Origin of the sequence: Phenylobacterium aquaticum (assembly GCF_947378715.1) — a bacterium.
In the GTDB taxonomy this organism is placed as follows: Bacteria; Pseudomonadota; Alphaproteobacteria; order Caulobacterales; family Caulobacteraceae; genus Phenylobacterium; species Phenylobacterium aquaticum_A.
In genome coordinates, this window is the sequence record NZ_CANCLE010000046.1 from 1 (window position 1) to 25,673 (window position 25,673).

The window sequence follows — 25,673 nt, forward strand, 5'->3', positions numbered from 1 at the left end:
GGTCTGGCGGCCCCTGCCGCAGTGGACGATCGAGGGCGGGCTCCGCTACGAGAGCTCGGAAGTCACCTCGACCGGCGACGTCACCCTCGACAAGCGCCTGCACTTCGCCAAGCCCCGGCTGTTCATCACCTGGGCTCCGCGCGAGGGCACTCAGATCCGGGCGCGCTATGAGCGCACGGTCAGCCAGCTGGACTTCAGCGACTTCGTCGCCTCCTCCTCGCTCAATACCGGCGTGGTCACCACCGGCAATCCGGACCTCAATCCGGAACAGGCCTGGGTCAGCGAGCTCGCCGTCGAACAGCGGTTCTGGCGCGACGGCTCGGTGGGCCTGACCTTCACCCATTCGGAGCTGACCGATGTCATCGATCGCGCCCCGGTGTTCACCAAGACCAGTGTCTATGACGCCCCGGCCAATATCGGCGACGGGACCAAGGACGAGCTGAAGCTCAGCCTGACCCTGCCGCTGCAGAAGCTGGGCGTGCCCGGCGGCCGGCTGCAGGGCGAGAGCACCTGGCGCAAGTCTGCTGTGACCGATCCGACCACGCACCAGAGCCGGGAGATTTCCGGCCTGAAGCCCCAGGCCTGGGAGGGCCACTTCAGCCAGGATCTGCCCCAATGGAAGACCACCTGGGGGGTCGACGCCTATGGCGCCTGGCGCAAGACCTATTACCGCTTCAACGAGGTCCAGACCGACAAGCTGAAGACCTATGTGACCCTGTTCGCGGAGTGGAAGCCCCAGCCCGACACGGCCCTGCGGATCGAGCTCAACAACATCACTTCGCGCGGTTTCCACCACATCCTGACGGACTATGCGGGGCCCCGGGGCTCCAACCCGATCACCACCATCGACGATCGCGACATCGGGTTCGGGCCAATGATCCACATCCGGCTGCGCAAGACCTTCGGCTGAACCGCCAGCCATGGGCATGAAAAAGGCCGGAGGGATCGCCTCCGGCCTTCGTCATGTCCGCCAGGGATCAGGCCGGCGTCAGGCCTCGATCTCGGCGTGGGCCGGGGCCTTCACCCCGTGCGACCAGCCGCGCACGAAGAAGCTGAGCAGGATGAACACCCCGCCACAGATCACCCCGGCCCAGCCCAGCTGGTTGAAGCCGTGCAGGGAGGTGGCCAGCGCCAGCTTGGGGTCCAGCACCTCGCCGCCAATGGTCTCGCTGCCCATCTTGGCGGCGATCGCGCCGCCGACGAACTGGGCGACGGACGAGGCCAGGAACCAGACCGCCATCATGAAGGAGACCACTGTCGGCATGGACAGCTTGGTGATCTCCGACATGCCCACTGGCGACAGGAACAGCTCGCCTGTGGTGTGCAGCAGGTAGAGCAGGCCCAGCATCATCAGCGGCATGCGGAAGCTGGCGTCGGCCATGCCGGCCCCCCAGACCACCACCAGGAAGCCCAGCCCGACCTGGATCAGGCCGAGACCAAAGGTCAGGGTCGGGTTGGCGGCGACGTTGCGTTGGCCGAGCCAGGCCCACATGGCCGCGAAGATCGGCGCGAAGATCAGGATGAAGCCGGCGTTGAACGACTGGGTCTGGGCCGCGCCTATGCCGGTGTCGATCCAGCCGAAGGTGCTGGTCGGATGGATGCCGGCGGCGGCCAGCTGCTCGGCGCTGCCCATCGGCAGGCCCAGGAAGCTGGTGGCGTGGCGGGTGATGGTCATGTCGACATTGCTGGCGGCGAACAGGTTGAGCGAGGTGCCGGCCTGTTCGAACAGGGTGAAGAACACCACCGCCCCCAGCACCAGGATCACGGCCAGCATCATCCGCTGGCGCTCGACCCAGGTCTTGCAGAGGAAGATCAGTATGCCGAGGATGAACAGGGCCGAGGCGGCGCTGGAGAGCTTCAGCGCCGTGCCGACGATGTCCTTGTGCGGGACCAGCAGCCAGACCGCGCCGACGCCGAGCAGACCGCCGAGATAGATCAGCCACTCGCGGCTGATCGGACCCACCAGCGGCTTGCGCAGCAGCTCCGGATTGGGCGACTCGCCCTTGCCCTGCAATAGCGGCTTGCCGATGATGAAGACGATCAGGCCCGCCGCCATGCCGACCCCGGCCAGGCCGAAGCCCGCCCACCAGCCGAACGACTGGCCCAGCAGGGCGCAGAGCACCGAGGCCCAGAAGGCCCCCAGATTGACCCCGTAATAGTAGAGGGTGAAGCCGGAATCCCGGCGCGGGTCGCCCTGGGGATAGAGCTGCCCGACCACGGTGGAGATGTTGGGCTTCAGGAAGCCGACCCCCATGATGATCAGCGAGACCGCCAGGTAGAAGGCGTTGACGCCCGTCGGGTCCTGGTGGGTCTCCATCTTGTACGAGCCCTTGGGCAGGACGGCGGGCAAGGGTCCGCCGGCCGGCAGGTCCTTGATCTCCAGCCCGCCATCGGCGGCGGGACCAAAGGCGTAGTCGTGGCCCGCGACCATCAGCTTGGTGGTGCGGCCCTCCATGCGGCCATGGATGTCCACCGCATAGGACTGGCCGGCATAGACCAGGTTCTGGGTGGCGGGCTTGCCCTCATAGGCCATGGTCAGGTGGCCGGCGGTCAGCAGCAGCGCGCCGAACACCACCGCCTTGCGGGCGCCCAGATAGCGGTCGGCCAGCAGGCCGCCCAGCAGGGGCAGCAGATAGACCAGCGAGGTGTAGGACCCGTACTGGGAGCTCGCCGCCCCCTGGTCGAACAACAGGTGCTGGGTCAGGTAGAAGATCAGGATCCCCCGCATGCCGTAATAGGAGAACCGCTCCCACATCTCGGCGAAGAACAGGACGATCAGCCCGCGCGGATGGTGGCGCATGAGCTGGTTGAGGACGGGAATCCCGGTCACCAGGGTGACGAGAATCCCGATCAGGACGACGACGTTCATGTGGGGTGGGTTCCGATCCCTGGATCTGTGGCGCGGTCGCGGGGTGGGTTTCACCCCGGCGGGGCCTGTTTGGCGCGAGAAGATCACGCCGCCTGCGCCAAGACAAGCAAGCCCGCCCCTGGACGGGCGGGAGCCTGAACCCCATCTCAGACGTTCAGGCCCCGCGAAGGAGACTTTCCATGAAGATCCCCGGCCCCGACCATCCGATCACCATCACCCCCGCCAAGACCCGCTGGCGCGCCAGGTTCGAGAATCATGTGATCGCCGACAGCGGTGACGCCCTGGTGCTCAAGGAGGCGGCCTACAAGCCCGTGGTCTATTTTCCGCGGGCCGATGTCTCCATGGAGTTCATGAGCAAGACCGAGCGCTCGACCCACTGCCCCTACAAGGGCGACGCCAGCTACTACACGGTGCTGATGGACGGCCAGTTCGGCGAGAACTCGGTCTGGTCCTATGAGGCGCCGTTCCCGGCCATGGAGCAGATCCGCGGCCACCTCGCCTTCTATCCCGACAAGATCGAGGTCTATGAGGTCGACGAGGCCGTGGTCGCCCCCGGCGCCCACCGCACCGACATCGCCGACGCCATACTGCACACCGACGCCGGCGACGGCGCGAGCCAGCGCCCCCACTGGCCGCCCAATGTCAGCGAACCCCCGGCGCCGGCGGGGGAATAGACGCCCAACCCCTTCTCCCCTTGCGGGAAGCGGATGGGCTGGAGCCTCACCCCACCCGAGGCCCGGGCCATTCCAGGCGCGGATCGGCGCATTCCACCGTCATGCCGATCCCTTCGGTGGCGCGAACCGGCAGGGCCGAGGCGTCGAAGCCGTCCAGGCAGAACACATTGACCCCGTAGTGGTCCGGGGCCGCGCGCTTGCGGTGAAAGGTGTAGATTCCGCAGCCCAGGCAGAACCTGTGCTGGGCCCGGCCGGTGTTCCACTGATAGAGGCCCAGACGGTCCTCGCCCGCCGTGATGACGAGTTCGCTTTCATGGACCTTGGCCATGACCGCGTTCTTCTTCACGCACAGCGAGCAGTCGCAGGTGGTCAGTTCGGTGATCTCGGCGGTCACCGTGAACCGGACCTGGCCACAATGACAGGAGCCGGACCAGGTTCCCATCAGTAGGCGTGGGTCTCGAAAACCTTGCTGACGTCGCCGTTCCAGGGGCCGTTATAGAGCTCCAGCAGGCGGTCGGCGGGGGTCATCCCGCTGTCGCAGATCTCTTCCAGCTCGGCCAGATAGCCGGTCTCGTCGATCAGCCCGCCGTTCAGGCGGTTGCGGTTCTTCAGGCCCGACTTGGCGATGGCCACCATGTCGGTGGCGATGTCCTTGACGGTCCGGCCGCCGATGGTCGCCTTCATGCCCAGGCGGGACACGTCGGCGCGCAGCCGCTCGTGATCCTCCAGCGGCCAGTCCTTGCAGAGGTCCCAGGCCGCAGCCAGGGCCTGGCTGTCATAGTAGATGCCCGTCCACAGGGCCGGCAGGGCGCAGAGCCGGCCCCAGGGGCCGGAGTCCGAACCGCGCATCTCCAGATACTGCTTCAGCCGCACTTCCGGGAAGGCGGTGGTGGAGTGGTCGGCGAAGTCCTTGATGGTCGCCCGGTCGCCCGGCATTTCCGGCAGCTCGCCGGCCATGAACTTGCGGAACGACTTGCCCGACAGGTCGACATACTGGTCGTTGCGCTTGGCGAAATACATCGGCACGTCGAGCAGATAGTTGGCGTAGGTCTCGAAGCCGAAGCCGTCCTTGAACACGAAGTCCAGCATGCCCGTGCGGTCGGCGTCGGTGTCCGTCCAGATGTTGGCGCGCTTGGTCAGGAAGCCCGAGGGCTTGCCCTCGACGAAGGGTGAATTGGCGAACAGGGCCGTGCCGATCGGCTGCAGGGCCAGGGCCACCCGGAACTTGGCGATCATGTCGGCTTCGGAGCCGAAATCGAGATTGGCCTGCACGGTGCAGGTGCGGAACATCATGTCCAGGCCGAGCGAGCCGACCTTGGGCATATATTCGCGCATGATCTTGTAGCGGCCCTTGGGCATGACCGGGATCTGGTCGCGCCGCCAATTGGGCGTGAATCCAAGACCCAGGAAGCCCAGGCCCAGCTCGTCGGCCACGGCCTTGACCTCATTGAGGTGGTCACCGGTCTCGGCGCAGATGTCGTGCATGGTCTCCAGCGGCGCGCCGGACAGCTCGAACTGGCCGCCGGGCTCAAGGCTCACATTGGCCTTGCCGCGCTCCAGACCGATGATGGTCTCGCCTTCATAGACGCCCTGCCAGCCGAAACGCTTCATGCCTTCGAGCAGGGCCTTGATGCCGGCTGGGCCGTCATAGGGCACGGTCTCGTGCGTCCCCAGGCGGAACACGAACTTCTCGTGCTCGGCGCCCACGCGCCATTCGCTCTCAGGCTTCGAGCCCTTGTCGAACCAGGCGAGCAGGTCCTCGAACGTGAGGGGTCGGTCGTCGACTGCGACGTCGGCCATGTTTCTCTCCCCAACCCATCACCGAAACCCCTGACCCTAGGTCGGGGGCGGCGTTCTTTACGCCGTTCCCTCAAGTGGGCGCAATTCAGGAAAGCTCAAGGGCGGGTCAGCCCACCTCTCGCCAGTCGCCGAGCGCCGCCTGCCACAGGGTGAGCGCACTGATCGCGGCGGTGTCGGCCCGCAGGATCCGGGGACCGAGGCTGGCGGGTCGGGTGAAGGCGAGGCCCCGCAGGCGTTCGCGCTCAGCCGGTGAGAAGCCGCCCTCCGGCCCGATCAGCACCGCCCAGGGCGCGGGCTGGGCCCCGGCCAGCACCTCCAGCACCGGCCGCGCATCCCCGGCCTCGTCGCAGAACATCAGGGCCCGATCGTCCCAGGCCCGCAGCATCTTCTCCAGCTTCAGGGGCTCGACCACCTGAGGCGCGTCCAGCCGGCCGGTCTGCTCGGCGGCCTCGACCGCGATGGTCTGCAGCCGCGCCACATTGGTGTGATCGGCCTGGGTGCGCTCGGTGACCACCAGCCGCACGCGCCGGACGCCCAGCTCGGCGGCCTTCTCGATGATGGTCTCCAGCCGGGCTCGCTTGACCAGCGCCACCACCAGGTCGAGGTCCGGCCCCACGATCTGCGGCCGGGTCTGGGCCTTGAGCGCCAGGGCGACACTGCGCTTGCCGACCACCGCCAGGGTCGCCGACCACTCGCCGTCGCGGCCATTGAACACCGCGACCTCATCACCGACCGCCAGGCGCATGACGGCGGCCAGATAGCGGCTCTGTCCCTCATCGAGGGCGATGCCCGCGCCGGGCGTGAGGTCATGGGGGACGAACAGTCGGATCATGGGCCGGTTCTAATGCCGGCCGGCGGCCAAGCAAATCCTCTCTGAGTCGGCCTCGCTTGCCATTATGGACCGATCGGTACATAACTCGCCCGTGGCCCGCCCCTTGGAATTCGACCGTGACCAGGCCCTGACCCAGGCGGTGGGGCTGTTCTGGCGCCAAGGCTTCCAGGCCGCCTCCCTGCCGGACCTGACGACCGGAATGGGCATCAGCCGCAGCAGCCTCTACGCCGCCTTCGGCGATAAGCGGGAGCTGTTCGTGGAGTGCATGAACCTCTACGCCAGCCGGACCCTGGGGCTCCTGGCTGCGGCGCGCGCCGAGCACCCGCCGCTGGAGGCCCTGCGCCAGTTCTTCGCGCGCAGCTTCGTCCAGCCGGGCTGCCTGCTGGTCAACACCACCCTCGAAATGGCCGATGTGGATGACGCGCTGAGCGCCCACGCCAGCGCCCTTCTGGCCGACATCCAGGCCGGGTTCGAGGCCGGCCTGCGCGACGCCGGCTGCGAGGCCGCCCAGGCCGGCGAGCTGGCGGGCTTCCTGATGCTGGTCAATCAGGGCCTGCGCGTCTCGAGCCGCCGCGCCCTGTCCGCCGAGACCCTCCAGGCTCAGCTCGACACCACCTTCCGAGTCCTGGCCGCGGCGATCCCCGCCGCCCGCCTCACGACTCCGCCGCCGGGGACCCAGCCATGAAGCACGCCGTCCAGATCGAGGTTCTTCGCGAACTGCTGTCCCAGCTCGACGCCGGGGTGAACGCCGACGCCGGCGGCGTGATGAGTTGTCCGGCCAGCACCTATACCTGCCCGGACCTCGCGGCGCGGGAGTGGGAGACCTTCTTCCGGGGCCATGCCCAGATCGTCGGCATGAGCGGCGACCTGCCCGGCCCTGGAACCTTCATCACCTCCAACGACCTGGGCATGCCGATCCTGGTGACCCGGGACAGGACCGGCCAGGTCCACGCCTTCCTCAACTCCTGCCGCCATCGCGGGCCGATGGTGGAACAGGCGCGGCGGGGCCAGAAGTCGCGCTTCTCCTGCCCCTTCCACGCCTGGACCTATGACAATGCTGGCGCCCTGATCGGCGTGCCGCAGGAGGCGCAGTTCGGCGCCATCGACAAGGCCTGCCTGGGGCTGATCGAGCTGCCGGCCGCCGAGAAATACGGGGTCCTGCTGGTCCATCCAGACCCCAAGGGCGTCATCGACATCGACCGGCTGTTCCAGGGCGTCGCCGAGGACCTCGAGCACTGGGACTGGGGCCGCTATGTGCTGGCCCACGAGCAGACTCTCGACATGAACCTGAACTGGAAGCTGGCCACCGACACCTTCGGCGAGACCTATCACTTCAAGCGCCTGCACAAGGACACGCTGGCCAACAACTTCCACGGCGACGTCCTGTCCTACCGCGCCTATGAGCGGAACCACCGGATGATCCTGTGCCTGAGGGGCATAGACGAGCTGCGCGGCCAGCCCGAGAGCGCCTGGCGCATCGAGCAGGGCGGATTCCCGGTCTATTTCCTGTTCCCGAACACGGTGATCAATGTCGGCGACCGCCGCATCGCGGTGGTGCGGGTCTATCCGGACCCCAAGAACCCCGGGCGGTCGATCTCGCACATCAGCTATTATTTCGACGCCGAGGTCCTGGCCGAGAACCCCGGGTTCGCCCAGCTGTTCGCCGAGGGCTTCACCCGCGTGGTGGCGAACGAGGACTATGCGACGGCGGAGACCACCCAGCGCGCCCTGGAGGCCGGGCTGCAGGACCAGCTGCTGTTCGGTCGTAACGAGCCGCCGCTCCACCATTATCACAACACGTTCCGGCGCGAGCTGGGGATGGAGCCCCTTCCCGTGCGGCCTTGATCGCGGCCCTGGCGCGGAGGCCTGTCGGGGGGCTAGGCTCACGCCATGTCCAAGACCAAGTCCGACGGCGACCTCAACGATCTCGAACAGGCCCAGCTCGCCCTGGTCCATGCCCAGCAGCGGGCGATGGAGAGCGGCCAGAAGGTGCTGATCATCTTCGAGGGCCGCGACGCGGCGGGCAAGGACGGCACCATCCGCCGGCTGGTCGAACATCTGTCGGTGCGGGCCACCCGGGTCATCGCCCTGCCCAAGCCCTCCGACCGCGAGCGGGGGCAATGGTACTTCCAGCGCTATGTCCGCCACCTGCCGGCCGGGGGCGAGATCGTGATCTTCAACCGCTCCTGGTACAATCGCGGCGGGGTCGAGCCGGTCATGGGCTTCTGCACGCCCGAGGAGCACGAAAGCTTCCTGCGCGACGTCACCACCTTCGAGGCGATGCTGGTGGAGAGCGGCGTCTGCCTGATCAAGCTGTGGCTCGACGTCTCCAGGAAGGAGCAGGCCAAGCGGCTGAAGGAACGCCACACCGATCCGCTGAAGGTGCTGAAGTCCAGCCCCCTGGACGACGCCGCCCAGGACCGCTGGGACGCCTATAGCCAGGCCCGCGACGAGATGCTGAGGCGCACCCACGCCCCGCGCAGCCCCTGGGTCTGCGTGCGCAATGACGACAAGGAGGCCGGCCGGCTGAGCGTGCTGCGCCACCTGGTCAACGCCATAGCCCCCAAGGACATCGCCAAGACCGTCAAGAACCCCGATCCGGAGTTCGTCTTCCCCTTCGAGATCGAGGCCCTGACCGACGGTCGGCTCGAGCGCTGACCCCATGAGCGAAACCCTCAGCGCCAAGGCGGCGCGGCGCATCGCGCTGGCCGCCCAGGGCTTCGCGGAGCCGCGGCCCACCGAGGCCGGTCGCCGCCACCTGCTGAAGACCGTCGCGCGGCTGGGCCTGCTGCAGATCGATTCGGTGAACGTGGTCTCGCGCACCCACTATCTGCCGCTGTTCTCCCGGCTGGGCGCCTATCCGCGCCAGCTGCTGGAGGCGGTCGCCTGGGGGCCGAAGCCCGATCTGTTCGAATACTGGATGCACGAGGCCTCGCTGGCCCCTCACGCCGTGCAGCCGCTGATGCGCTGGCGGATGGAGGACGCGGCTGAGGGCGTGGGCGTCTGGAAGGGCGTCGCCCGCTTCCTGCGCAGCCATGAGGATTTCATCAACCGGGCGCTGGACGAGATCGCCCGGCGCGGCCCGATCTCGGCCTCGGAGCTGGAGATCGGCGCCAAGGGGGCCGGCGGCTGGTGGGGCTGGAGCGAAGGCAAGCGGGCGCTCGAATGCCTGTTCTGGACCGGCCAGCTGACCACCGCCACCCGCCGGGGGACCTTCGAACGGGTCTATGGCCTGCCCGACAAGATCCATCCCAAGGCGGTGCGCGAGGCGCCGACGCCGGATCGCGCCTCGGCGCAACGCCAGCTGATCCGCATCGCCGCCAGGGCCCAGGGCGTGGCCACGGAACCGGACCTGCGCGACTATTTCCGCATGCCGCCCGCCGACTCCAAGGCCCGCCTCGCCGAGCTGGTCGAGGCCGGGGAGCTGACCCCGGTGAAGGTCGAGGGCTGGGACCGTCCCGCCTATCTGGACCCCGAAGCGCGGCGGCCCCGCAAGATCGAGGCCCGGGCCCTGCTCTCGCCCTTCGACAACCTGATCTGGTTCCGCGAACGCACCGAGCGGATCTTCGGCATGCGCCTGCGGCTGGAGATCTACACCCCGGCCCACAAGCGCACCCACGGCTACTACGTCCTGCCCTTCCTGGAGGGCGAGGCCCTGACCGCCCGGGTCGACCTCAAGGCCGAGCGCAAGGCCGGGGTGCTGGTGGTCCAGGCCGCCCATGCCGAGCCCGACGCCAGCCCCGAGACCGCCCCGGCCCTCGCCGCCGAACTGCGGCTGATGGCCGGCTGGCTCGGCCTGTCGGACGTCCGGGTCGAGCCCAAGGGCGATCTGGCCCCGGCGCTTTCGCACGCCCTGGACCGGTGAATTCCACACATTGCCCGTCATGGCCGGGGGTATCCCCGCCATGACGTCAGGATAGGGGGGGCGCGCCCTTCGGGGTCATCACCAGCCAGGGGGTCGGGCCGGCGCGGAATTCCCAGACCGCCAGCAGCTGGTCCAGGTGGCTCATGCCCCGCATGGCCTCGGGCAGGATCTGCGGCTTGGGGCCGGGATCGACCTGGAGAATGTCATGGGTGGCCGCGAAGCGTTCCCGCACCCGCGCCTGCACTCCCGGGCGGATCAGGTCATGGGTCTCGACGATCAGGCTCATGCCGGCCAGGGCCGGGGCGAGGTCCGGGCGCAGCAGCTCATCCTCGGCGCCCTCGACGTCCATGATCACCAGGCAGCGGCGATCGGCGAACCGCTGGAACGCCTCGGGACGGAAGTCGCCGGCGACCTCGACCCGCTCGGCGACGTCGTTCAGCGCGGCCATGGCCCCGCAGGCCTTCAGCGCCGCGGCGTCGCGGTCGAAGGCGTAGATCGCCGCCTGGGGCAGCAGCCGGGCCAGGCCCACCGCGTAATAGCCCTCGGCGCAGCCGACATCGATCACGCAGTCGACGCCCTGGGCCGCCAGGGCGGCGATATGGGGGTGAAGCTCGCTCTCATAGGTGCCGAGCAGGCGCGGGGCCAGGGCGCCCTCGGTGCTCTGGGCGACATAGGTCATGCCCTCGAACGGTCCGGCCAGGACCCGCGACCCCAGCCGCCGCACGATGAAGTCAGCGATCATCCGGGACCGCCAGATCGCCAGCACCTTGAGGCCCATCTGGGCGTCGTCTGGCGTGGCCATGTGACCTGGCCCCGCCAGCCGGGCGCGGAACCAATCCGACAGATTTTCCAGATAGCTCGCCAAGCGGTCGGCCTCGACCGGCCCCGGATCACAGGACCGGGCGCCGCCTGAGAGTCCAAAAGCTTCAGCCTGTCAGATGGTTCCCTGGGCCACGGCGTGCAGCCGGGCATAGGCGCCGCCCTTGGCGACCAGCTCGGCGTGGCGGCCCTCCTCGACCACCCGGCCGTTCTCGAACACCAGGATGCGGTCGGCGTGGCGGATGGTCGACAGCCGGTGGGCGATGACGATGGTGGTTCGGCCGACCATCAGCTCCTCCATGGCCGCCTGGACGTCGCGCTCGGTTTCCACGTCCAGCGACGAGGTCGCCTCGTCCAGCACCAGGATCGGGGCGTCGGCCAGGAAGGCGCGGGCGATAGCGGCGCGCTGGCGCTCCCCGCCCGACAGCTTCACCCCGCGCTCGCCGACCAGGGTGTCATAGCCCTTGGGCAGGCGGGAGATGAACTCGTGGGCCCGGGCCCGGCGGGCGGCCAGCTCGATCTCGTCCTTGGTGGCGTCCGGCCGAGCATAGGCGATGTTCTCGGCGATGGTGCGGTGGAACAGGGCCGGGTCTTGCGGCACCACGGCGATGGCCTGGCGCAGCGACTTCTGGGTCACCGCCGCCACGTCCTGGCCGTCGATCAGTATACGCCCGGCATCGAGGTCGTAGAGCCGCTGGATCAGCTTCACGAAGGTCGACTTGCCGGCCCCCGTCGCGCCGACCAGAGCCACCTTTTTCCCCGGCGCGATGGTCAGGGAGAAGTCGCGATAGAGCGGCGCCTCGGCGGCCTTGTAGCCGAAGGTCACCCGGTCGAAGACGATCTCGCCCAGCTGGCCGATCAGGGCCGGGGCGCCGGCCAGGTCGGCGACCTGGGGCGCCATCCCGGCATAGCGCGCCGCGTCCTCGACATCGTCGAGCCCCTTCTGGGTCATGCGGATCTGGTCGCCGATATTGCGCAGATAGCCGCTCATCAGCATGAAGGAGGTGATGGCGAAGGCCACGTCGCCCGTGCTCGCCGCGCCCCTGGCCCACAGGCGGATGACCAGGCCCGTCAGCCCCGCCTGCAGCCCCACCAGGATCAGGTTCTGCACCAGCCAGACATTGGTGAAGGCCGTCCAGGTGCGGGCCGCCGCCAGGCTCCAGGCCTGGGTGACCCCGCCGATGCGGGCCGACTCCCGGTCCTCGGCCCCGAAGCTGCGGACCGTCGGGTTCGAGGTGATGGAGTCGGCCAGGGCCCCGCCGATGCGCGAATCAAACGCCACCGACTTGAGGTTCAGCGGCCGCGCATAGCGCGCGGTGAGCAGCAGGTTGGAGGCCACGTACAGGACCACGATCCCGGCCGAGAACAGCCCGACCATCGGCCAGCGGACGAACATCATCACCGACAGGCCGATCAGCACCAGGAAGGCTGGGGTCAGCCACATGACCACGGCGTCCGACACCACGTCATAGCCCCACATGGCCCGCGACAACCGCCGCACGGTGGAGCCGGCGAAGGTGTCGGCGTGCCAGTCGGCCGAGAAGCTCTGGACCTTGGCGAAGCCCTCGTCGGTCATCTCGGCCATGTTGCGGGCCGCCAGCGGAATCCAGAACCGGGGGGCGGTGTTCCAGGAGAGGGAGAACCCCAGATAGACGGCCAGGAACACCGCCCAGGCCGCCCACACCCCGCCGGCCGCGCCGGGCCCCGCCGCCAGGGCGTCCACCAGCCGACCCGCCGCCCAGGGGGTGGCCAGATCGAAGCCGATGGCCAGCAGGCTGAAGGCGATCGTCCCCGCCAGCAGCCCCCTGCGCCTCAGCCAGAAGCGGGCGATGAAGCCCATCACCTTGGCGTTGGGCAGCACCCGGTCGCGGTTGTCGTCGGTGTCTTCGTAGTGGTCGGTCACGCGAAGGCCTCCGTCACCGCATGCAGCCGGGCATAGGCCCCGCCGCGCTTCACCAGCTCCAGATGCCGCCCCTCCTCGACGATCCGGCCGTCCTCGAAGACCAGGATGCGGTCGGCGTGGCGGATGGTCGACAGCCGGTGGGCGATGACCACCGTGGTCCGGGCGGTCATAAGTTCCTCCATCGCCGCCTGGACCTGGCGCTCGGTCTCCACGTCCAGCGACGAGGTCGCCTCGTCCAGCACCAGGATCGGGGCGTCGGCCAGGAAGGCGCGAGCGATGGCCACCCTTTGCCGCTCGCCGCCGGACAGCTTCACCCCGCGCTCGCCGACCATGGTGTCGTAGCCGCCGGGCAGGCGGGTGATGAAGTCGTGGGCCCGGGCCCGCTGGGCGGCGGCGATGATCTCGTCCAGCGTGGCGCCGGGCCGCGCATAGGCGATGTTCTCCGCGATCGAGCGGTGGAACAGGGCCGGGTCCTGCGGCACCACGGCGATGGCGCGGCGCAGCGACTCCTGGGTGACCTGGGCGACGTTCTGGCCGTCGATCAGGATGCGCCCCTCCTGGACGTCATAGAGCCGCTGGACCAGCTTGACGAAGGTCGACTTGCCGGCCCCCGTCGGCCCGACCAGGGCCACCCGCTCGCCCGGCGCTATGGCCAGGGAAAAGTTCTCGTAGAGCGGATAGGTCTGGCGCTCATAGCCGAAGGTGACGTGGTCGAAGACCACCGCCCCGGCCGTCGGCCGCAGCGGCCGGGCGCCGGCCATGTCGCCCAGTTGCGGCTCGGCGCGCATGTAGCCGGCGACGTCGACCATGTCGTCGAGCCCCTTTTGCAGCATGCGCGTGTTCTCTGAGAAGGTCCGCATATAGCCGGCCATGACGATGAACGAGGTGACCGCGAAGGCCACGTCGCCCGGCGTCGCATGGCCCTTGACCCAGGCGTCGACCAGGAAGCCGGTCAGACCGGCCTGCAAGCCCACCAGCAGGATGTTCTGGCCGAAGCCGATGTCGTTGCCGCGCATCCAGGTTTTGGTCTGGGCCACGCGCCAGCGGTCGATATGGGCCTCGAACCGCTCGGCCTCGCGGCCCTCGGCGCCGAAGCTCTTGACCACGGGATTGGCCGAGATGGCGTCGGCCAGCGCCGCGCCTATGCCGGAATCCAGCCCGTTGGAGACCAGGTTGGCCGGCCGGTAATAGTGCTTCAGGGCCAGGACGTTATAGGCCGCGAACACCGCCGCCAGCAGGGCCACGAACACCCCGGCCAGCGGCCAGCGCAGGCCGATGGAGATCGACAGCCCGGCCAGCACCACGAAGGTCGGGATCAGACCCCACAGCAGGCCGTCGGAGGCGCTGTCATAGCCCCACATGGCGCGGCTGACCCGGCGCACGGTGGCGCCGGCGAAGTTCGAGGCGTGCCAGTCGGCCGAGAAGGCCTGCACCCGCCGGAACGCGCGGGTGACGATCCTGGCCATGATCTGGGTGTAATAGGCGTTGGACAGCCGGAACATGTTCAGCCGCATCATGTAGAAGGCCAGATACAGCCCCGACAGCGTCGCCCAGGCGATCCAGGCGACGTCGGCCCGCCGCACGGGCGCGGAGACGGCGTTGACCAGGCCGCGCGTGGCCCAGGGGATCGACAGGTCGCAGAAGGTCGCGCCCAGCAGCAGGGCGAACATGGCCAGGAACCGGCCACGGTCCTCCATCCAGTGACGCCACATGAAGCCCAGCACCTGAGTATTGCTGAGGTCGCGGGGCCGATTGTCGTCCTCGTCGTCGGTGAAGTCAGTCATTGGCGGCCTCGCAATCCGCCGGATGGCGGGCCTGGCGCAGGGCCATGGCGACGGGGATGGGCCGGTCGCGCCGGCGGCTCCAGGGTGGGTTCAGCCCGAACAGCAGCTCGGCCAGGACCAGGCCCAGCCAGGCGGCGCTGGAAACCGAATCCCTGGGCCAACTTCGCCAGAAAAGTTCGAGTCGCTCGGCCTCGGCGCGATCGCGCCGGGACTCATACGGAGGGTGAAACATTGCAGGCGTCCGAAAGGAAGAGCAGGCCCCGGCGGACGCGCAGATCAGGCGTCGGGTCGAGGCGGAATGGGCGAGGATCGCGCGAGAGCCGGCGAGGCCGGCGGAGCTGCGATGACTTGGAAAGACCCTAGATCGAAGGTCCGGTCAGCAACCGGACGGTCGGGTCTTTCCAAAGGTCACAAGGACAGCTGAGGCGACACGGCGAGGGGCGCGCGAATGCGATGCGATGGATGCCATCTTTGCGAGCCCTCCCTTCAAGACTGGTCGCTGAGGAGTTGTGACGCTAGGCGGCGCACCCCGATGCGTCAACCGGGACCGTCACGCCCCTGATACGCGAATTTTCGACTGCGGCGCCAAAGCCACGATCTGCTAAACGGCGAGGCCATGACCGCCACATCGGCCCCCCTCCCCGACGCCGCGCCCTCGAACTGGGTCGACCGCCATGCGCCGGCAGGCCTGCGCCCCTGGCTGAAGCTTGGACGCTTCGACCGGCCGGCGGGAATCTGGCTGCTGATGCTGCCCGGCTGGCAGGGGATCGCGCTCGCCGCCGCCATCAAGGGTCAGTGGCCGAACCCGCTCTTGCTGTTCGAGGTGCTGCTCGGCGCCGCCCTGATGCGGGCGGCGGGCTGCGCCTATAACGACATCGTCGACCGCGACTTCGACGCCAAGGTGGCCCGCACCGCGATGCGGCCGATCCCGGCGGGCCAGATCAGCGTCAAGCAGGCCTGGGCCTTCGTCGCCGGCTGCTGCGCCCTGTCGCTGCTGATCCTGCTGACCATGCCCCTGATCGCCATCGGCCTGGGCGCCGGGTCGCTGCTGCTGGTGGGCGCCTATCCGTTCATGAAGCGGATCACTTGGTGGCCCCAGGCCTGGCTCGGCCTGACCTTCAACTGGGGCGCCCTGCTGGGCTATGCCGCCGCGACCGGAACCCTCGGCTGGCCCCCGGCCCTGCTCTATGCCTCCGGCGTGTTCTGGACGCTGGGCTATGACACCATCTACGCGGTGCAGGACCTGGAGGACGACGCGCTCGCAGGTGTGAAGTCCTCGGCCCTGCGGCTCGGCGCCGCTGCGCCCCAGGCGGTGCTCGGCTTCTATGTGGCGGCCTTCGTCCTGGCGCTCGCCGCCGCCTGGGTCGGCGGCTTGGGGCCATTGTTCCTGCCGCTGGCCGCCCTGTTCGGCGTCCACCTGTCGCGCCAGGCCGCCCACCTCGACATCACCGACGGGGCCGGGGCGCTCAAGCTCTTCCGGTCCAACAGCCTCGCTGGACTGATCCTGGCGCTGGCGCTCACCGCCGGCCTCTGGAAGGGCCCGGTCGAGGCGCTGGCGCGGTTGTGACCTCGGGGCAGGCTGTAAGGACGCCCGATAATGTGGCATGCTGCGCGCCATGGCAGCCGCAGCCCGCATCGATCCCAAGACCATTTTCACCCCCGAGGAATGGGCGCCCCTGTCGCGGCGCTCATCCTGGAAGGGCCTGGCCCTGCTCGCCCACGCCTGGGCGGTGATCCTCGCCGCCGGGGTCATGGTGGTGGTCTGGCCGATCACCCTGCCGATCGCCGTGGTGATCATCGGCGGCCGCCAGCTGGGGCTGTCGATCCTGATGCACGACGCCGCCCACGGCGCCCTGCACCAGGACCTCAAGGTCAATGACTGGGCCGGGGAATGGCTGACCGGCGGCGGGCTGGTCCGCTACCGCACCTATCACCTCGGCCACCACCGCTTCGCCCAGCAGGCCGAAGATCCGGACCTCGGCCTCTCGGCGCCGTTCCCGATCACCCGGCTCTCCCTGCGCCGCAAGATCGTGCGCGACCTGACCGGCCAGACCGCCTTCAAGCAGCGGTTCGGCGACTTCATCGCCCGGCTCAAGGCCCGCAAGGCGGGCGAGCCCATCCTGCCGATCATCGCCGAGGAGATCCGCCGCAAGCGCCGCTGGCTGCTGGGCGGGGTCGTGATCACCGCGATCGCCGCGCCCTTCGGCGCCTGGTGGGCCTGGCCGGTGCTGTGGGTGCTGCCCCAGTTCACCTGGTTTCCGATGATCACGCGCCTGCGCAACATCGCCGAGCACGCCTGTGTCGGGAAGGACGAGCCTGATCCCCTGCGCCACGCCCGCACCACCAAGGCCGGCCTGCTCGCCCGCGTGACCTTGGCGCCCTACTGGGTGAACTATCACTGCGAGCACCACATGTTCATGCATGTGCCCTGCTACCAGCTGCCCCGCGCCCACCGGATGCTGGCCAAAAAGGGCGTGCTGCCCGGCATGCTCTATGAGCCCGGCGGATACCGGGCCGTGCTGAAACTGGCGGCGGCCAAGCCGGGCTAGGACCAACCGTCCTGGCGCCGGGGTCCGCGAAGCCCTATGCCCCGCGCATGATCCCCCAGACCCCGGAAGGCCGCCGCGCCTTCATCCTTGAGAACACCCGCCTGCAGGCGCCGCCGCACACGCCCGAGCTTTCCCTGCACCTGGCAGACGAGATCACCCCGATCTGGCGGATGACCGAGGAGGCGCTGGAGGAGATCGGCCTGCCGCCGCCCTTCTGGGCCTTCGCCTGGGCCGGAGGCCAGGCGCTCGCCCGCTACATCCTCGACAAGCCGCAGGTGGTGGCCGGCCAGCGGGTGATCGACTTCGCCTCGGGTTCGGGCCTGGTCGGGATCGCGGCCATGAAGGCCGGGGCGGCGCAGGTGCTGGCCGCCGACATCGACGGCTACTGCGGCGTGGCCCTGGCCCTCAACGCCGCCGTCAACGGGGTCGTGGTCGACTTCACCGACGCCAACCTTCTGGACGCCCCGCCGCCGGCCTGCGACGTGATCCTGGCCGGCGACATCTGCTACGAGAAGCCGCTGGCCGAGCAGGTCATGCTGTGGCTGGCCCAGGCCAGGGCGGCGGGCGCCACCGTGCTGATCGGCGATCCCGGCCGCAGCTATTTCCCCCGCGAAGGCCTGGTGAAGCTGGCCGAGTATCAGGTCGCCACCACCCGCGAGCTGGAGGACCAGGAGGTCAAGAAAACCTGCGTCTGGACTCTCCCGGATTGAGGCGCTAGCGTCGGAACAAATCAGGAACTTATTGGAGACGGCGCGATGATCGAAGACAGCAAGATCAGCTATGTGGAGCTGCCCGGCCAGGACCTGCCGGCCACCAAGGCTTTCTATTCCAAGGCCTTCGGCTGGACCTTCACCGACTATGGCCCGACCTATGCGGGCTTTGGCGACGCGGGCCTGGACGGCGGCTTCCAGGCCGACCCGGAAGCCGGGCTGACCAAGCCGCTGGTGGTGCTGTTCGCCCGCGACCTGGAAGCCATGGAGGCCAAGGTCATCGCGTCCGGCGGGGAGATCATCGTCCCGATCTTTTCCTTCCCCGGCGGCCGCAGGTTCCACTTCCGCGACCCCAGCGGAAACGAACTGGCGGTGTTCACGGAGAGCCAATAAGCTTCAGGTTGTAATCCGGGCGGCCGGACATTGACGGAGAGTGTGGGTTGGGAACCAAGCTTTTGGTCATAGGCGGTCTTTGCGCCGTGTGGGTTCTGGTGTCGGGGAACGCCCAGGCGTCCCCTCTGATACTCCCCCCTCCTCCAGCGCCCATGACGATCCCCGCCGGGGCCGAGACCAAGCCGACCGAGCTCATCAAGGTGATCTCGGAGATGAAGGACGAGCAGACCTGGGGCGAGCTCCGGATCGGACCATTCTGCATACCCTTCGGCAAGATGAGTTGGCCGCCCAAGGATGAGTTGATCACCCAGGGCGATCTCTTCGAGGTCTTCGACCGGGAAATGAAGGCGGCGGGCTTCGGGCCGCGGGACAAGGGGTTGTTCGACACGCCTGCGGATATGGCGACCGAGTTCGCGATCGGCGCTCGCGTGACCTCAGCCGAGGGCCGGATCTGTGGCTGGCCCAATGCGAACGGCCCGCCGCTCTGGAAGGGATCGGCGCTCCTGAACGTCGAATGGCAGGTCTATTCCCGTGTCCAGCGCCGCACCGTGGCGACCGTCGCCACCAAGGCGGGCTTCGATGTCGCCCAATTCGCCGTGCACGGCGAGCGCAAGGCTTTGATCGCGGCCTTTGGCGAGAATGCGAAGGCCCTGGCGGCGACCCCGGCGTTCCGGGAGGTCTTCATCGCCGCCCCGTCCGACACCCAGGCCGATCAGGACCGCACGACCGCCAAGTCGCCGATCCTGCTCACCGGCCTTGGCAAGGGACGCCCGCCGCCGGTCGCCGAGGAAGTGGGTTCCGTGGTCGTGGTCCATGCCAGCGGCGGCATGGGCAGCGCCTTCCTGATCTCGTCCGACGGCTATCTCTTGACCAACGCCCATGTGGTCGGGACCGACGCCAAGGTTCGCCTCCATTGGTCGGACGGTTTCGAGTCCGAGGGCGAGGTGGTGCGGGTGCAGAAGGCGCGGGACGTCGCCCTTGTGCGCGCCAGTCCGCACGGGCGGACGCCTCTGGTGTTGCGGACCGCCCCGTCGACGCCCGGCGAGTCGGTCTTCGCCATCGGCGCTCCGCTCGAGGAGGCGCTGCAGGGCACGGTGACCAAGGGGATCGTCTCGGCCAACCGCATCCTGGACGGCTTCAGCTTCATCCAGAGTGATGTCGCGGTGACCCATGGCAACAGCGGCGGGCCGCTGCTCGACGAGAAGGGCCAGGTGATCGGGATCACCGACTGGGGCTACCGGCCCGATGACGTCCCGGAGAACATCAACTTCTTCATCCCGATCGGCGACGCCCTGGACTTCCTCAACCTCAAGCCCGCGCCCTGAGCCGGCCCTGACAAGAAACCGTCACCCAAACGTCGTACTTGGCCGTTCTGGGCATCCGGCGAGGACGGGCGATGAAGAGCTGCGGCGACTGCGGCATGTGCTGCAAGCTCCTGGCCATCCAGGCGCTGGAGAAGGAGGCCGGCGACTGGTGCGGCCACTTCAAGCGCGGCTGCACGATCTACGCCGACCGGCCGCCGGCCTGCCGCAGCTTCATCTGCCTGTGGCTGGATTCCGACAAGCTCGACGACGCCTGGCGGCCCGACCGCGCCAAGTTCCTGATGTATACCGAGAAGGACGGCCAGAGGCTCAACGTCATCGTCGATCCGGCCTATCCCGCCGCCTGGAAGCGCGAGCCCTATTATGCGCGGATCAAGACCATGGCCCAGCGGGTGGTCGACGGCTACGAGCTGGTGGTCTGCATCGACAAGCGGCGGATCGTGATCTTCCCGCACGAGGACGTCGATCTGGGCGTGGTCGATCCGGACCACAAGATCGTCTCCGGCTATGCGCTGCGGGACGGCGAGCGCGTCCCCTACGCCATTGTCATGAGCAACCTGCCCGAGGCCGACGCCGCCCCGCCGGTCTAGACGCCCGAACCGCCGGGCCTAGACTGGGCGGATGAGCGAGACGCCCACCTTCTTCGAGACCCAGGCGGCCTGGCGCGACTGGCTGTCCCGCCATCACGGTGGGCGGACCGAGCTGGCGGTCGGCTTCTGGAAGGTCGGGTCCGGCCGCCCCTCCATGACCTGGCCGCAGTCGGTGGACGAGGCCCTGTGCTTCGGCTGGATCGACGGGGTGCGCCACCGCATCGACGAGGTCGCCTACCGCATCCGCTTCACCCCGCGAAAGCCCGGCGGCGTCTGGAGCCAGGTCAATCTGGCCCGCTTCGCCGAACTGGAGGCCCTGGGCCTGATCGCCCCGGCCGGCCACGCCGCACACGCGGTCGGCAAGGACCGCACCTTCCAATATTCCTACGAGAAACCGGAAGCCTTCTTCAGCCCCGAGGAGACCGCCCTCCTCCAGGCGAACGCCCTCGCCTGGGCGGGCTTCCAGGCCTTCCCGGCCTGGTACCGCAAGGTCGCCATCCACCGGGTGGTCAGCGCCAAGACAGCGCCGACCCGCGCCAAGCGCATGGCCATCCTGATTGACGCCTGCGCCCAAGGGCGCAGACTTGGGAGCCCGACCAAGTTGGAGCCGCTCAAGTGACCCCCGACGAAATGCGCCAGATCGTGCTGTCCTTCCCCGGCGCAGAGGAGGGCATGTCCTATGGCGCCCCGGCCTTCAAGGTGGCCGGCAAGTTCTTCACCCGCCTGCGCAAGGACGACCAGAGCGTGGTCCTGACCGGCATCCATATCGACGAGCGCGAGATGCTGATGGAGGCCGAGCCCGAGACCTTCCACATCACCGCCCACTACAAGGACTATCCGGCCGTGCTGGCCCGCATCGACAGCCTGCATCCCGGCTCGTTCCGCAACTTCCTCGACCGCCGCTGGCGGGAGATCGCGCCGAAGAAGCTGGTCAAGGAGTTCGATGCGGCGAAGGCTTAGCTAGAACTCGTCTTCCATCGCCGAGCGGAACAGTTCGAACACCTCGGCGGCCTGCTCCGGGGTCTGCTCGGCCGGGTCCTCCACTGACGGCGGCGGGGCGAGCGCGGTCAGCCGGCCGGCCACGCCGCCGTTCTGGACCAGCAGCAGTTCCTCGCCCTCCCCCAGCCCGGTCAGCAGGGCGGCGAGCTTGGGCGGCAGGTCATCGAGATCAAGGCGCTTCATGAGCGCGATCCTAGTCGCCGCCGCGCGTGACAGCCAGACCCGCGCGGCCTAACTAGCCGGCTGAGCGCAGCGGGAGCGGACATGGCCTACAAGTCCTTGCGGGATTTCATCGCCAAGCTGGAGAAGGCGGGCGAGCTGGTGCGGGTCACCGAGCCGGTCTCCACCGTGCTGGAAATGACCGAGATCCAGCGTCGCCTGCTGGCGACCGGCGGCCCCGCCGTGCTGTTCGAGAACGTCGTCCGCGCCGATGGCGAGCCGGCCGGCATGCCCTGCCTCGTCAATCTGTTCGGCACGGTGAAGCGGGTGGCCATGGGCGTGACCCTGGACGGGGTCGAGCGCACCACGGCCGGCGAGCTGCGCGAGGTCGGCGAACTGCTGGCCTTCCTGCGCGCGCCTGAGCCGCCGCGCGGGATCAAGGACGCCATGGAGATGCTGCCCCTGGCCAAGACGGTGATGTCCATGCGGCCGGGCGTGGTGAAGAAGGCGCCCGTCCAGGAGATCGTGCTCAGGGGCGATGACATCGACCTGACCAAGCTGCCGATCCAGACCTGCTGGCCGGGCGAGCCCGCGCCCCTGATCACCTGGCCGCTGGTGGTCACCAAGGGCCCGTCCGACGACCGCGAGGACAACTATAATCTCGGCATCTACCGCATGCAGGTGCTGGGGAAGAACCGCACCATCATGCGCTGGCTGGCCCATCGCGGCGGCGCCCAGCATCACCAGCGCTGGAAGAAGGCGGGCAAGCGCGAACCCCTGCCCGCCTGCGCGGTGATCGGCGCCGATCCGGGCACGATCCTGGCGGCCGTGACGCCGGTGCCGGACACCCTGTCGGAATACCAGTTCGCCGGCCTGATGCGCGGCGCCAAGCTCGACCTGGTCGCCGCCAAGACCGTGCCCCTGATGGTCCCGGCCCAGGCCGAGATCGTGCTGGAAGGCCATGTCCTGTTGGACGAATACGCCGACGAGGGGCCCTACGGCGACCACACCGGCTACTATAATTCGGTCGAACGCTTCCCGGTGTTCGAGATCAGCGCCATCACCATGCGCAGGAACCCGATCTATCTGACCACCTTCACCGGCCGGCCGCCGGATGAACCCAGCGTGCTGGGCGAGGCGCTCAACGAGGTGTTCATCCCGCTGATCCGCCAGCAGTTCCCGGAGATCGTCGACTTCTGGCTGCCGCCGGAGGGCTGCTCCTACCGCATCGCCGTCGTCTCGATGAAGAAGGCCTATCCCGGCCACGCCAAGCGCGTGATGATGGGCGTCTGGAGCTATCTGCGCCAGTTCATGTACACCAAGTGGGTGATCGTCGTGGACGACGACATCAATGCCCGCGACTGGAAAGACGTGATGTGGGCGCTGTCGACCCGCATGGATCCGGCCCGCGACATCACCCTGATCGAGAACACCCCCATCGACTATCTGGACTTCGCCTCGCCGGAATCGGGGCTGGGCTCCAAGGTCGGTCTCGACGCCACCAACAAGTGGCCGCCGGAGACCCATCGCGAATGGGGCGAGAAGCTCGGCATGGACCAGGCAACGATCGAAGCCGTCACCGCCAAATGGGCGAGGCTCGGCCTGCCGGGATCGGGCGACCCGGTGGACTAGAAACCCGCACTTGCCCTCTGCGCCATTCCGCGCCCAACTGCCGGCCCGCGCGGGCCAGGAGAACACCGTTATGGACGTCGTCAATTCGGGCCACGCCGCCGCCCTCTGGGTCGGTCTGCATCTCCTGCTGCTGCTGGTCCTGTCCCTGCTGGTGGTGCGTCAGCGCCAGCGGCACAAGGTCGCGCTCGGCGACGGCGGCGTGCCGGAACTGGCCCAGGCCATCCGCGCCTTTGGCAACGCCACCGAATATGTGCCGGCCGCCATGGTCGGCATCGCCGTCCTGGCCGTGGTCGACGCCCCGCCCTTGGCCGTGCACGTGGCGGGCTTCCTGCTGTTCGTGGGCCGCGTCCTGCATGGGGTCGGCCTGTCGAATTCCGGCGCCGCGTCCTTCCCCCGGGCCATCGGCATACTGATGACCTGGGTCGCCTATGTGTTCCTGGGCGCGGTGCTGCTGTTCTACGCCGTGGCTTAAGCTTGCCCCCGGCCGCCTGGACGGCCATATCGGGGACATGGAAGAAAGCCTGTTAGCCGATGTCGTCGCCGCCGCCCTGAAGGCCGGAGCCGACGCCGCCGAAGCCGTCGGCGCCGAGCGCCACGCCCTGGGGATCAATGTCCGTCTGGGCAAGCTCGAGGAAGTGGAGCGGGAAGAGTCCCGCGACATTGGCCTGCGGGTCTTCGTCGGCAAGCAGCAGGCCACGGTCTCCGGCTCCGACATCTCGGCCGAGGCCCGCGCCAAGCTGGTGGCCCGCGCCGTCGCCATGGCGAAGCTCGCGCCCGAGGATCCCTATGCCAGCCTGGCCGACGCCCATGCCCATGCGCCGGGCCCTCACGCCGACCTCGACCTGTTCGACCCCTCCGAGCCCTCGCCGGAGGAGCTGGAGGACCGCGCCCGCGCCGCCGAGGACGCCGCCCGGGCCATGCCCCGGATCAGCAATTCCGAGGGCGGCTCGGCTTCCACCTCGCGCTCGACCTGGCGGCTGGTGACCTCGAACGGCTTCTCCGGCCTGCACCGGGCCTCGGGTTTCTCGGTCGGCGCCTCGGTAGTGGCCGGCGACGGCGAGGAAATGGAAAGCGGCTATGATGGCCGCTCCACCCGCTGGCTCTCCGACCTGCCCGCCCCCGACCTGATCGGCGCCGAGGCCGGCCGCCGCGCCGCCGCCCGGCTCGGCGCGCGCAAGATCGCCTCGACCACCGCCCCGGTGATCTTCGAGAACCGCCTGGCCACCTCGCTGCTGGGGCCGCTGATCGGCGCCATCTCCGGCACGGCCATCGCCCGCGGCAACTCCTTCCTGAAGGACAAGCTCGGCCAGCAGATCTTCGCCAAGGGCATCCGCGTCACCGACGACCCGCACAAGCGTCGCGGCCTGGGCTCCTCGCCCTTCGACGACGAAGGGGTCGCCAACCGCGCCTGGAACCTGATCGACGACGGGGTGCTGACCACCTGGCTGATGAACACCGCCTCGGCCCGCCAGCTCGGCCTTTCCACCACCGGCCACGCCTCGCGCGGCCTGGCCGGCCCGCCCGGCGTCTCGACCTCCAACCTGACGCTGGAGCCCGGGGACCTCGACCAGGCCGGCCTGATGCGCGCCGCCGGCGCGGGCGTGCTGATCACCTCGATGTTCGGCCCCTCGCTGAACGGCAACACCGGCGACTGGTCGGTGGGCTGCGCGGGCTTCTGGTTCGAGGACGGCGAGCTCGCCTATCCGGTCACCGAAATCACCGTGGCGGGCAATCTGATCGACATCTACGCCCGCCTGGTCCCGGGCTCCGACCTGGAGATTCGCGGCTCGGCCAATTCCCCCTCCATCCTGGTCGACGGACTGGCCATCGCCGGGAAATGACGCACCAAGCCGATCTCGACCTGATCCTGAACGCCGCCCGCGCCGCCGGAGACCTGGCCCTCCGGATGCGGACCCAGGGGCTCGAGATCGAGTACAAGGCCGCCGATTCCTCGCCGGTCACCAATGCCGACCTGGCCGTCGATCGCCTGCTGATCGACACCCTGCGCGCCGCCCGCCCCGACTATGGCTGGCTGTCGGAGGAGACCGCCGACAATCCCGACCGCCTGACCTGCCGCCGGCTGTTCGTGGTCGATCCCATCGACGGCACCCGGTCCTACGCCAAGGGCCGCCCCTGGTGGTCGGTCTCCATCGCCGTGGTCGAGGACGACCAGCCGGTGGCGGGCGTGGTCTTCGCCCCCGATGTCGACGAGCTCTACAGCGCCACGGCCGGGGCCGGCGCCCGGCTGAACGGCGCCCTCATCGCCCCCTCGGACCGCACCGAGCTGGAAGGCGCGCGCATGGTCGGCGACATCCGCATGTTCCAGCACCCCGCCTGGCCGGAGCCCTGGCCGCCCATGCAGGTCGAGACCCGCAACTCGACGGCCTATCGCATGTGCCTGGTGGCGGCCGGCGCCTTCGACGCCGCCCTGGTGCTGGTCGCCAAGTCCGACTGGGACCTCGCCGCCGCCGACCTGATCGCCCGGGAGGCCGGCGCCTATAGCGGCGACCATCTGGGCCGGCCCTTCGCCTATAATGGCCCCAAGCCCGCGCAGCACAGCCTGCTATGCGCCACCCCAGGCCTCACGCCATTGATCCTTAACCGAACCCGGCATATCGCCTTGGGGAATTGATTCCTTTCGGAAAACGGACCCCATGCCCGACAAGCAGCTTCTGCACCTCGTCATCGGCGGCGAACTGGCGGACCTCGAACACAACACCTTCCGCGACCTGAAGAAGGTCGACCTGGTGGGCGCCTATGGCAGCTATGGCGA

Annotated in this window: 28 protein-coding genes; 19 read left to right on the forward strand and 9 right to left on the reverse strand. The window is 68.8% G+C overall.

Features of this window, described 5'->3' with window-relative positions; all coding sequences use genetic code 11:
* Positions 1 to 910, forward strand: a 910-nt coding sequence (locus tag Q7P21_RS08200; RefSeq protein WP_304176591.1) for a TonB-dependent receptor domain-containing protein, incomplete at its 5' end; no start/stop codon positions are given.
* 78 nt (positions 911 to 988) lie between these two features.
* Here the strand turns inward: Q7P21_RS08200 and Q7P21_RS08205 are convergent.
* Complete coding sequence (locus Q7P21_RS08205) at positions 989 to 2,869, reverse strand: peptide MFS transporter (protein WP_304170149.1); 1,881 nt, start codon at positions 2,867 to 2,869, stop codon at positions 989 to 991.
* 179 nt (positions 2,870 to 3,048) lie between these two features.
* Between Q7P21_RS08205 and Q7P21_RS08210 the strand changes: the two genes are divergently transcribed.
* The gene (locus Q7P21_RS08210; protein ID WP_304170150.1) at positions 3,049 to 3,543 is read left to right on the forward strand and encodes a DUF427 domain-containing protein; all 495 of its coding nucleotides are present in this window, start codon (positions 3,049 to 3,051) and stop codon (positions 3,541 to 3,543) included.
* A gap of 46 nt (positions 3,544 to 3,589) precedes the next feature.
* Here Q7P21_RS08210 and Q7P21_RS08215 read toward each other — a convergent pair whose 3' ends face one another.
* The 3 genes from Q7P21_RS08215 to Q7P21_RS08225 all read right to left on the reverse strand — a co-directional run bounded on the left by Q7P21_RS08215 (position 3,590) and on the right by Q7P21_RS08225 (position 6,175).
* The gene (locus Q7P21_RS08215; RefSeq protein ID WP_304170151.1) at positions 3,590 to 3,985 is read right to left on the reverse strand and encodes a GFA family protein; all 396 of its coding nucleotides are present in this window, start codon (positions 3,983 to 3,985) and stop codon (positions 3,590 to 3,592) included.
* Complete coding sequence (locus Q7P21_RS08220) at positions 3,985 to 5,343, reverse strand: glutamate--cysteine ligase (RefSeq protein ID WP_304170152.1); 1,359 nt, start codon at positions 5,341 to 5,343, stop codon at positions 3,985 to 3,987. The genes Q7P21_RS08215 and Q7P21_RS08220 overlap by 1 nt, the downstream gene beginning before the upstream one ends.
* A gap of 106 nt (positions 5,344 to 5,449) precedes the next feature.
* Positions 5,450 to 6,175, reverse strand: a complete 726-nt coding sequence (locus tag Q7P21_RS08225; RefSeq protein WP_304170153.1) for a 16S rRNA (uracil(1498)-N(3))-methyltransferase — start codon at positions 6,173 to 6,175, stop codon at positions 5,450 to 5,452.
* A gap of 91 nt (positions 6,176 to 6,266) precedes the next feature.
* Between Q7P21_RS08225 and Q7P21_RS08230 the strand changes: the two genes are divergently transcribed.
* From Q7P21_RS08230 to Q7P21_RS08245, 4 genes are read left to right on the forward strand one after another with little or no spacing between them, the layout of a single operon-like run.
* On the forward strand, positions 6,267 to 6,860 hold the full coding sequence (locus Q7P21_RS08230; RefSeq protein ID WP_304170154.1) for a TetR/AcrR family transcriptional regulator: 594 nt from the start codon (positions 6,267 to 6,269) through the stop codon (positions 6,858 to 6,860).
* Positions 6,857 to 8,020 carry an aromatic ring-hydroxylating dioxygenase subunit alpha gene (locus Q7P21_RS08235; RefSeq protein ID WP_304176593.1) on the forward strand — a complete coding sequence of 388 codons (1,164 nt, stop codon included), beginning with the start codon at positions 6,857 to 6,859 and terminating at the stop codon, positions 8,018 to 8,020. Before Q7P21_RS08230 ends, Q7P21_RS08235 begins: the two co-directional genes overlap by 4 nt.
* Positions 8,021 to 8,065: 45 nt before the next feature.
* The gene (gene ppk2, locus Q7P21_RS08240) at positions 8,066 to 8,833 is read left to right on the forward strand and encodes a polyphosphate kinase 2 (RefSeq protein WP_304170156.1); all 768 of its coding nucleotides are present in this window, start codon (positions 8,066 to 8,068) and stop codon (positions 8,831 to 8,833) included.
* A 4-nt stretch (positions 8,834 to 8,837) separates the two neighbouring features.
* A complete protein-coding gene (locus Q7P21_RS08245) occupies positions 8,838 to 10,040 on the forward strand; it encodes a winged helix-turn-helix domain-containing protein (RefSeq protein WP_304176596.1) in 1,203 nt (400 codons plus the stop codon).
* A gap of 46 nt (positions 10,041 to 10,086) precedes the next feature.
* Here Q7P21_RS08245 and Q7P21_RS08250 read toward each other — a convergent pair whose 3' ends face one another.
* The 4 genes from Q7P21_RS08250 to Q7P21_RS08265 form a co-directional block, all read right to left on the reverse strand.
* Positions 10,087 to 10,905, reverse strand: a complete 819-nt coding sequence (locus Q7P21_RS08250) for a methyltransferase (protein WP_304176597.1) — start codon at positions 10,903 to 10,905, stop codon at positions 10,087 to 10,089.
* A gap of 69 nt (positions 10,906 to 10,974) precedes the next feature.
* Positions 10,975 to 12,762, reverse strand: coding sequence for an ABC transporter ATP-binding protein (locus Q7P21_RS08255; RefSeq protein WP_304176599.1), 1,788 nt, complete (start codon positions 12,760 to 12,762; stop codon positions 10,975 to 10,977).
* Entirely contained in the window at positions 12,759 to 14,546 is a 1,788-nt protein-coding gene (locus Q7P21_RS08260) for an ABC transporter ATP-binding protein (protein WP_304176601.1), read from the reverse strand. Before Q7P21_RS08260 ends, Q7P21_RS08255 begins: the two co-directional genes overlap by 4 nt.
* A complete protein-coding gene (locus Q7P21_RS08265; RefSeq protein ID WP_304171601.1) occupies positions 14,539 to 14,778 on the reverse strand; it encodes a hypothetical protein in 240 nt (79 codons plus the stop codon). The genes Q7P21_RS08260 and Q7P21_RS08265 overlap by 8 nt, the downstream gene beginning before the upstream one ends.
* Before the next feature lie 384 nt (positions 14,779 to 15,162).
* On the opposite strand from Q7P21_RS08265, the gene ubiA reads away from it, so the two are divergent.
* From ubiA to Q7P21_RS08305, 8 genes are all read left to right on the forward strand, one after another.
* The gene (gene ubiA / locus Q7P21_RS08270; protein WP_304176603.1) at positions 15,163 to 16,113 is read left to right on the forward strand and encodes a 4-hydroxybenzoate octaprenyltransferase; all 951 of its coding nucleotides are present in this window, start codon (positions 15,163 to 15,165) and stop codon (positions 16,111 to 16,113) included.
* Positions 16,114 to 16,150: 37 nt separating this feature from the next.
* A complete protein-coding gene (locus tag Q7P21_RS08275; RefSeq protein WP_304176605.1) occupies positions 16,151 to 17,095 on the forward strand; it encodes a fatty acid desaturase family protein in 945 nt (314 codons plus the stop codon).
* A gap of 47 nt (positions 17,096 to 17,142) precedes the next feature.
* Positions 17,143 to 17,805 (forward strand): methyltransferase, encoded by a 663-nt coding sequence (locus Q7P21_RS08280; RefSeq protein ID WP_304176607.1) that lies wholly within the window; start codon positions 17,143 to 17,145, stop codon positions 17,803 to 17,805.
* A gap of 45 nt (positions 17,806 to 17,850) precedes the next feature.
* Entirely contained in the window at positions 17,851 to 18,198 is a 348-nt protein-coding gene (locus Q7P21_RS08285) for a VOC family protein (protein ID WP_304176609.1), read from the forward strand.
* A 152-nt stretch (positions 18,199 to 18,350) separates the two neighbouring features.
* Positions 18,351 to 19,523: a S1C family serine protease gene (locus tag Q7P21_RS08290; RefSeq protein WP_304167321.1), complete on the forward strand. Its 1,173-nt coding sequence runs from the start codon at positions 18,351 to 18,353 to the stop codon at positions 19,521 to 19,523.
* Positions 19,524 to 19,594: 71 nt separating this feature from the next.
* Positions 19,595 to 20,110 carry a YkgJ family cysteine cluster protein gene (locus Q7P21_RS08295; protein ID WP_304167323.1) on the forward strand — a complete coding sequence of 172 codons (516 nt, stop codon included), beginning with the start codon at positions 19,595 to 19,597 and terminating at the stop codon, positions 20,108 to 20,110.
* A 31-nt stretch (positions 20,111 to 20,141) separates the two neighbouring features.
* Positions 20,142 to 20,729 carry a YdeI family protein gene (locus Q7P21_RS08300; protein WP_304176612.1) on the forward strand — a complete coding sequence of 196 codons (588 nt, stop codon included), beginning with the start codon at positions 20,142 to 20,144 and terminating at the stop codon, positions 20,727 to 20,729.
* Positions 20,726 to 21,070 (forward strand): MmcQ/YjbR family DNA-binding protein, encoded by a 345-nt coding sequence (locus Q7P21_RS08305; RefSeq protein ID WP_304176614.1) that lies wholly within the window; start codon positions 20,726 to 20,728, stop codon positions 21,068 to 21,070. Before Q7P21_RS08300 ends, Q7P21_RS08305 begins: the two co-directional genes overlap by 4 nt.
* On the opposite strand, the gene Q7P21_RS08310 is transcribed toward Q7P21_RS08305, so the two are convergent.
* Entirely contained in the window at positions 21,071 to 21,292 is a 222-nt protein-coding gene (locus Q7P21_RS08310) for a hypothetical protein (protein ID WP_304167330.1), read from the reverse strand.
* Between the two features lie 81 nt (positions 21,293 to 21,373).
* Here Q7P21_RS08310 and Q7P21_RS08315 point away from each other — a divergent pair, with 81 nt between their 5' ends.
* The 5 genes from Q7P21_RS08315 to Q7P21_RS08335 all read left to right on the forward strand — a co-directional run.
* Positions 21,374 to 22,900: a UbiD family decarboxylase gene (locus Q7P21_RS08315; protein WP_304176617.1), complete on the forward strand. Its 1,527-nt coding sequence runs from the start codon at positions 21,374 to 21,376 to the stop codon at positions 22,898 to 22,900.
* 70 nt (positions 22,901 to 22,970) lie between these two features.
* Positions 22,971 to 23,372, forward strand: a complete 402-nt coding sequence (locus Q7P21_RS08320; protein WP_304167336.1) for an MAPEG family protein — start codon at positions 22,971 to 22,973, stop codon at positions 23,370 to 23,372.
* Positions 23,373 to 23,409: 37 nt separating this feature from the next.
* Positions 23,410 to 24,741 (forward strand): TldD/PmbA family protein, encoded by a 1,332-nt coding sequence (locus Q7P21_RS08325; RefSeq protein ID WP_304167340.1) that lies wholly within the window; start codon positions 23,410 to 23,412, stop codon positions 24,739 to 24,741.
* Positions 24,738 to 25,532: a 3'(2'),5'-bisphosphate nucleotidase CysQ gene (locus Q7P21_RS08330; protein WP_304167343.1), complete on the forward strand. Its 795-nt coding sequence runs from the start codon at positions 24,738 to 24,740 to the stop codon at positions 25,530 to 25,532. The genes Q7P21_RS08325 and Q7P21_RS08330 overlap by 4 nt, the downstream gene beginning before the upstream one ends.
* 22 nt (positions 25,533 to 25,554) lie before the next feature.
* The coding region (locus Q7P21_RS08335) for a DUF4170 domain-containing protein (RefSeq protein ID WP_304176619.1) at positions 25,555 to 25,673 on the forward strand (119 nt) is incomplete at its 3' end.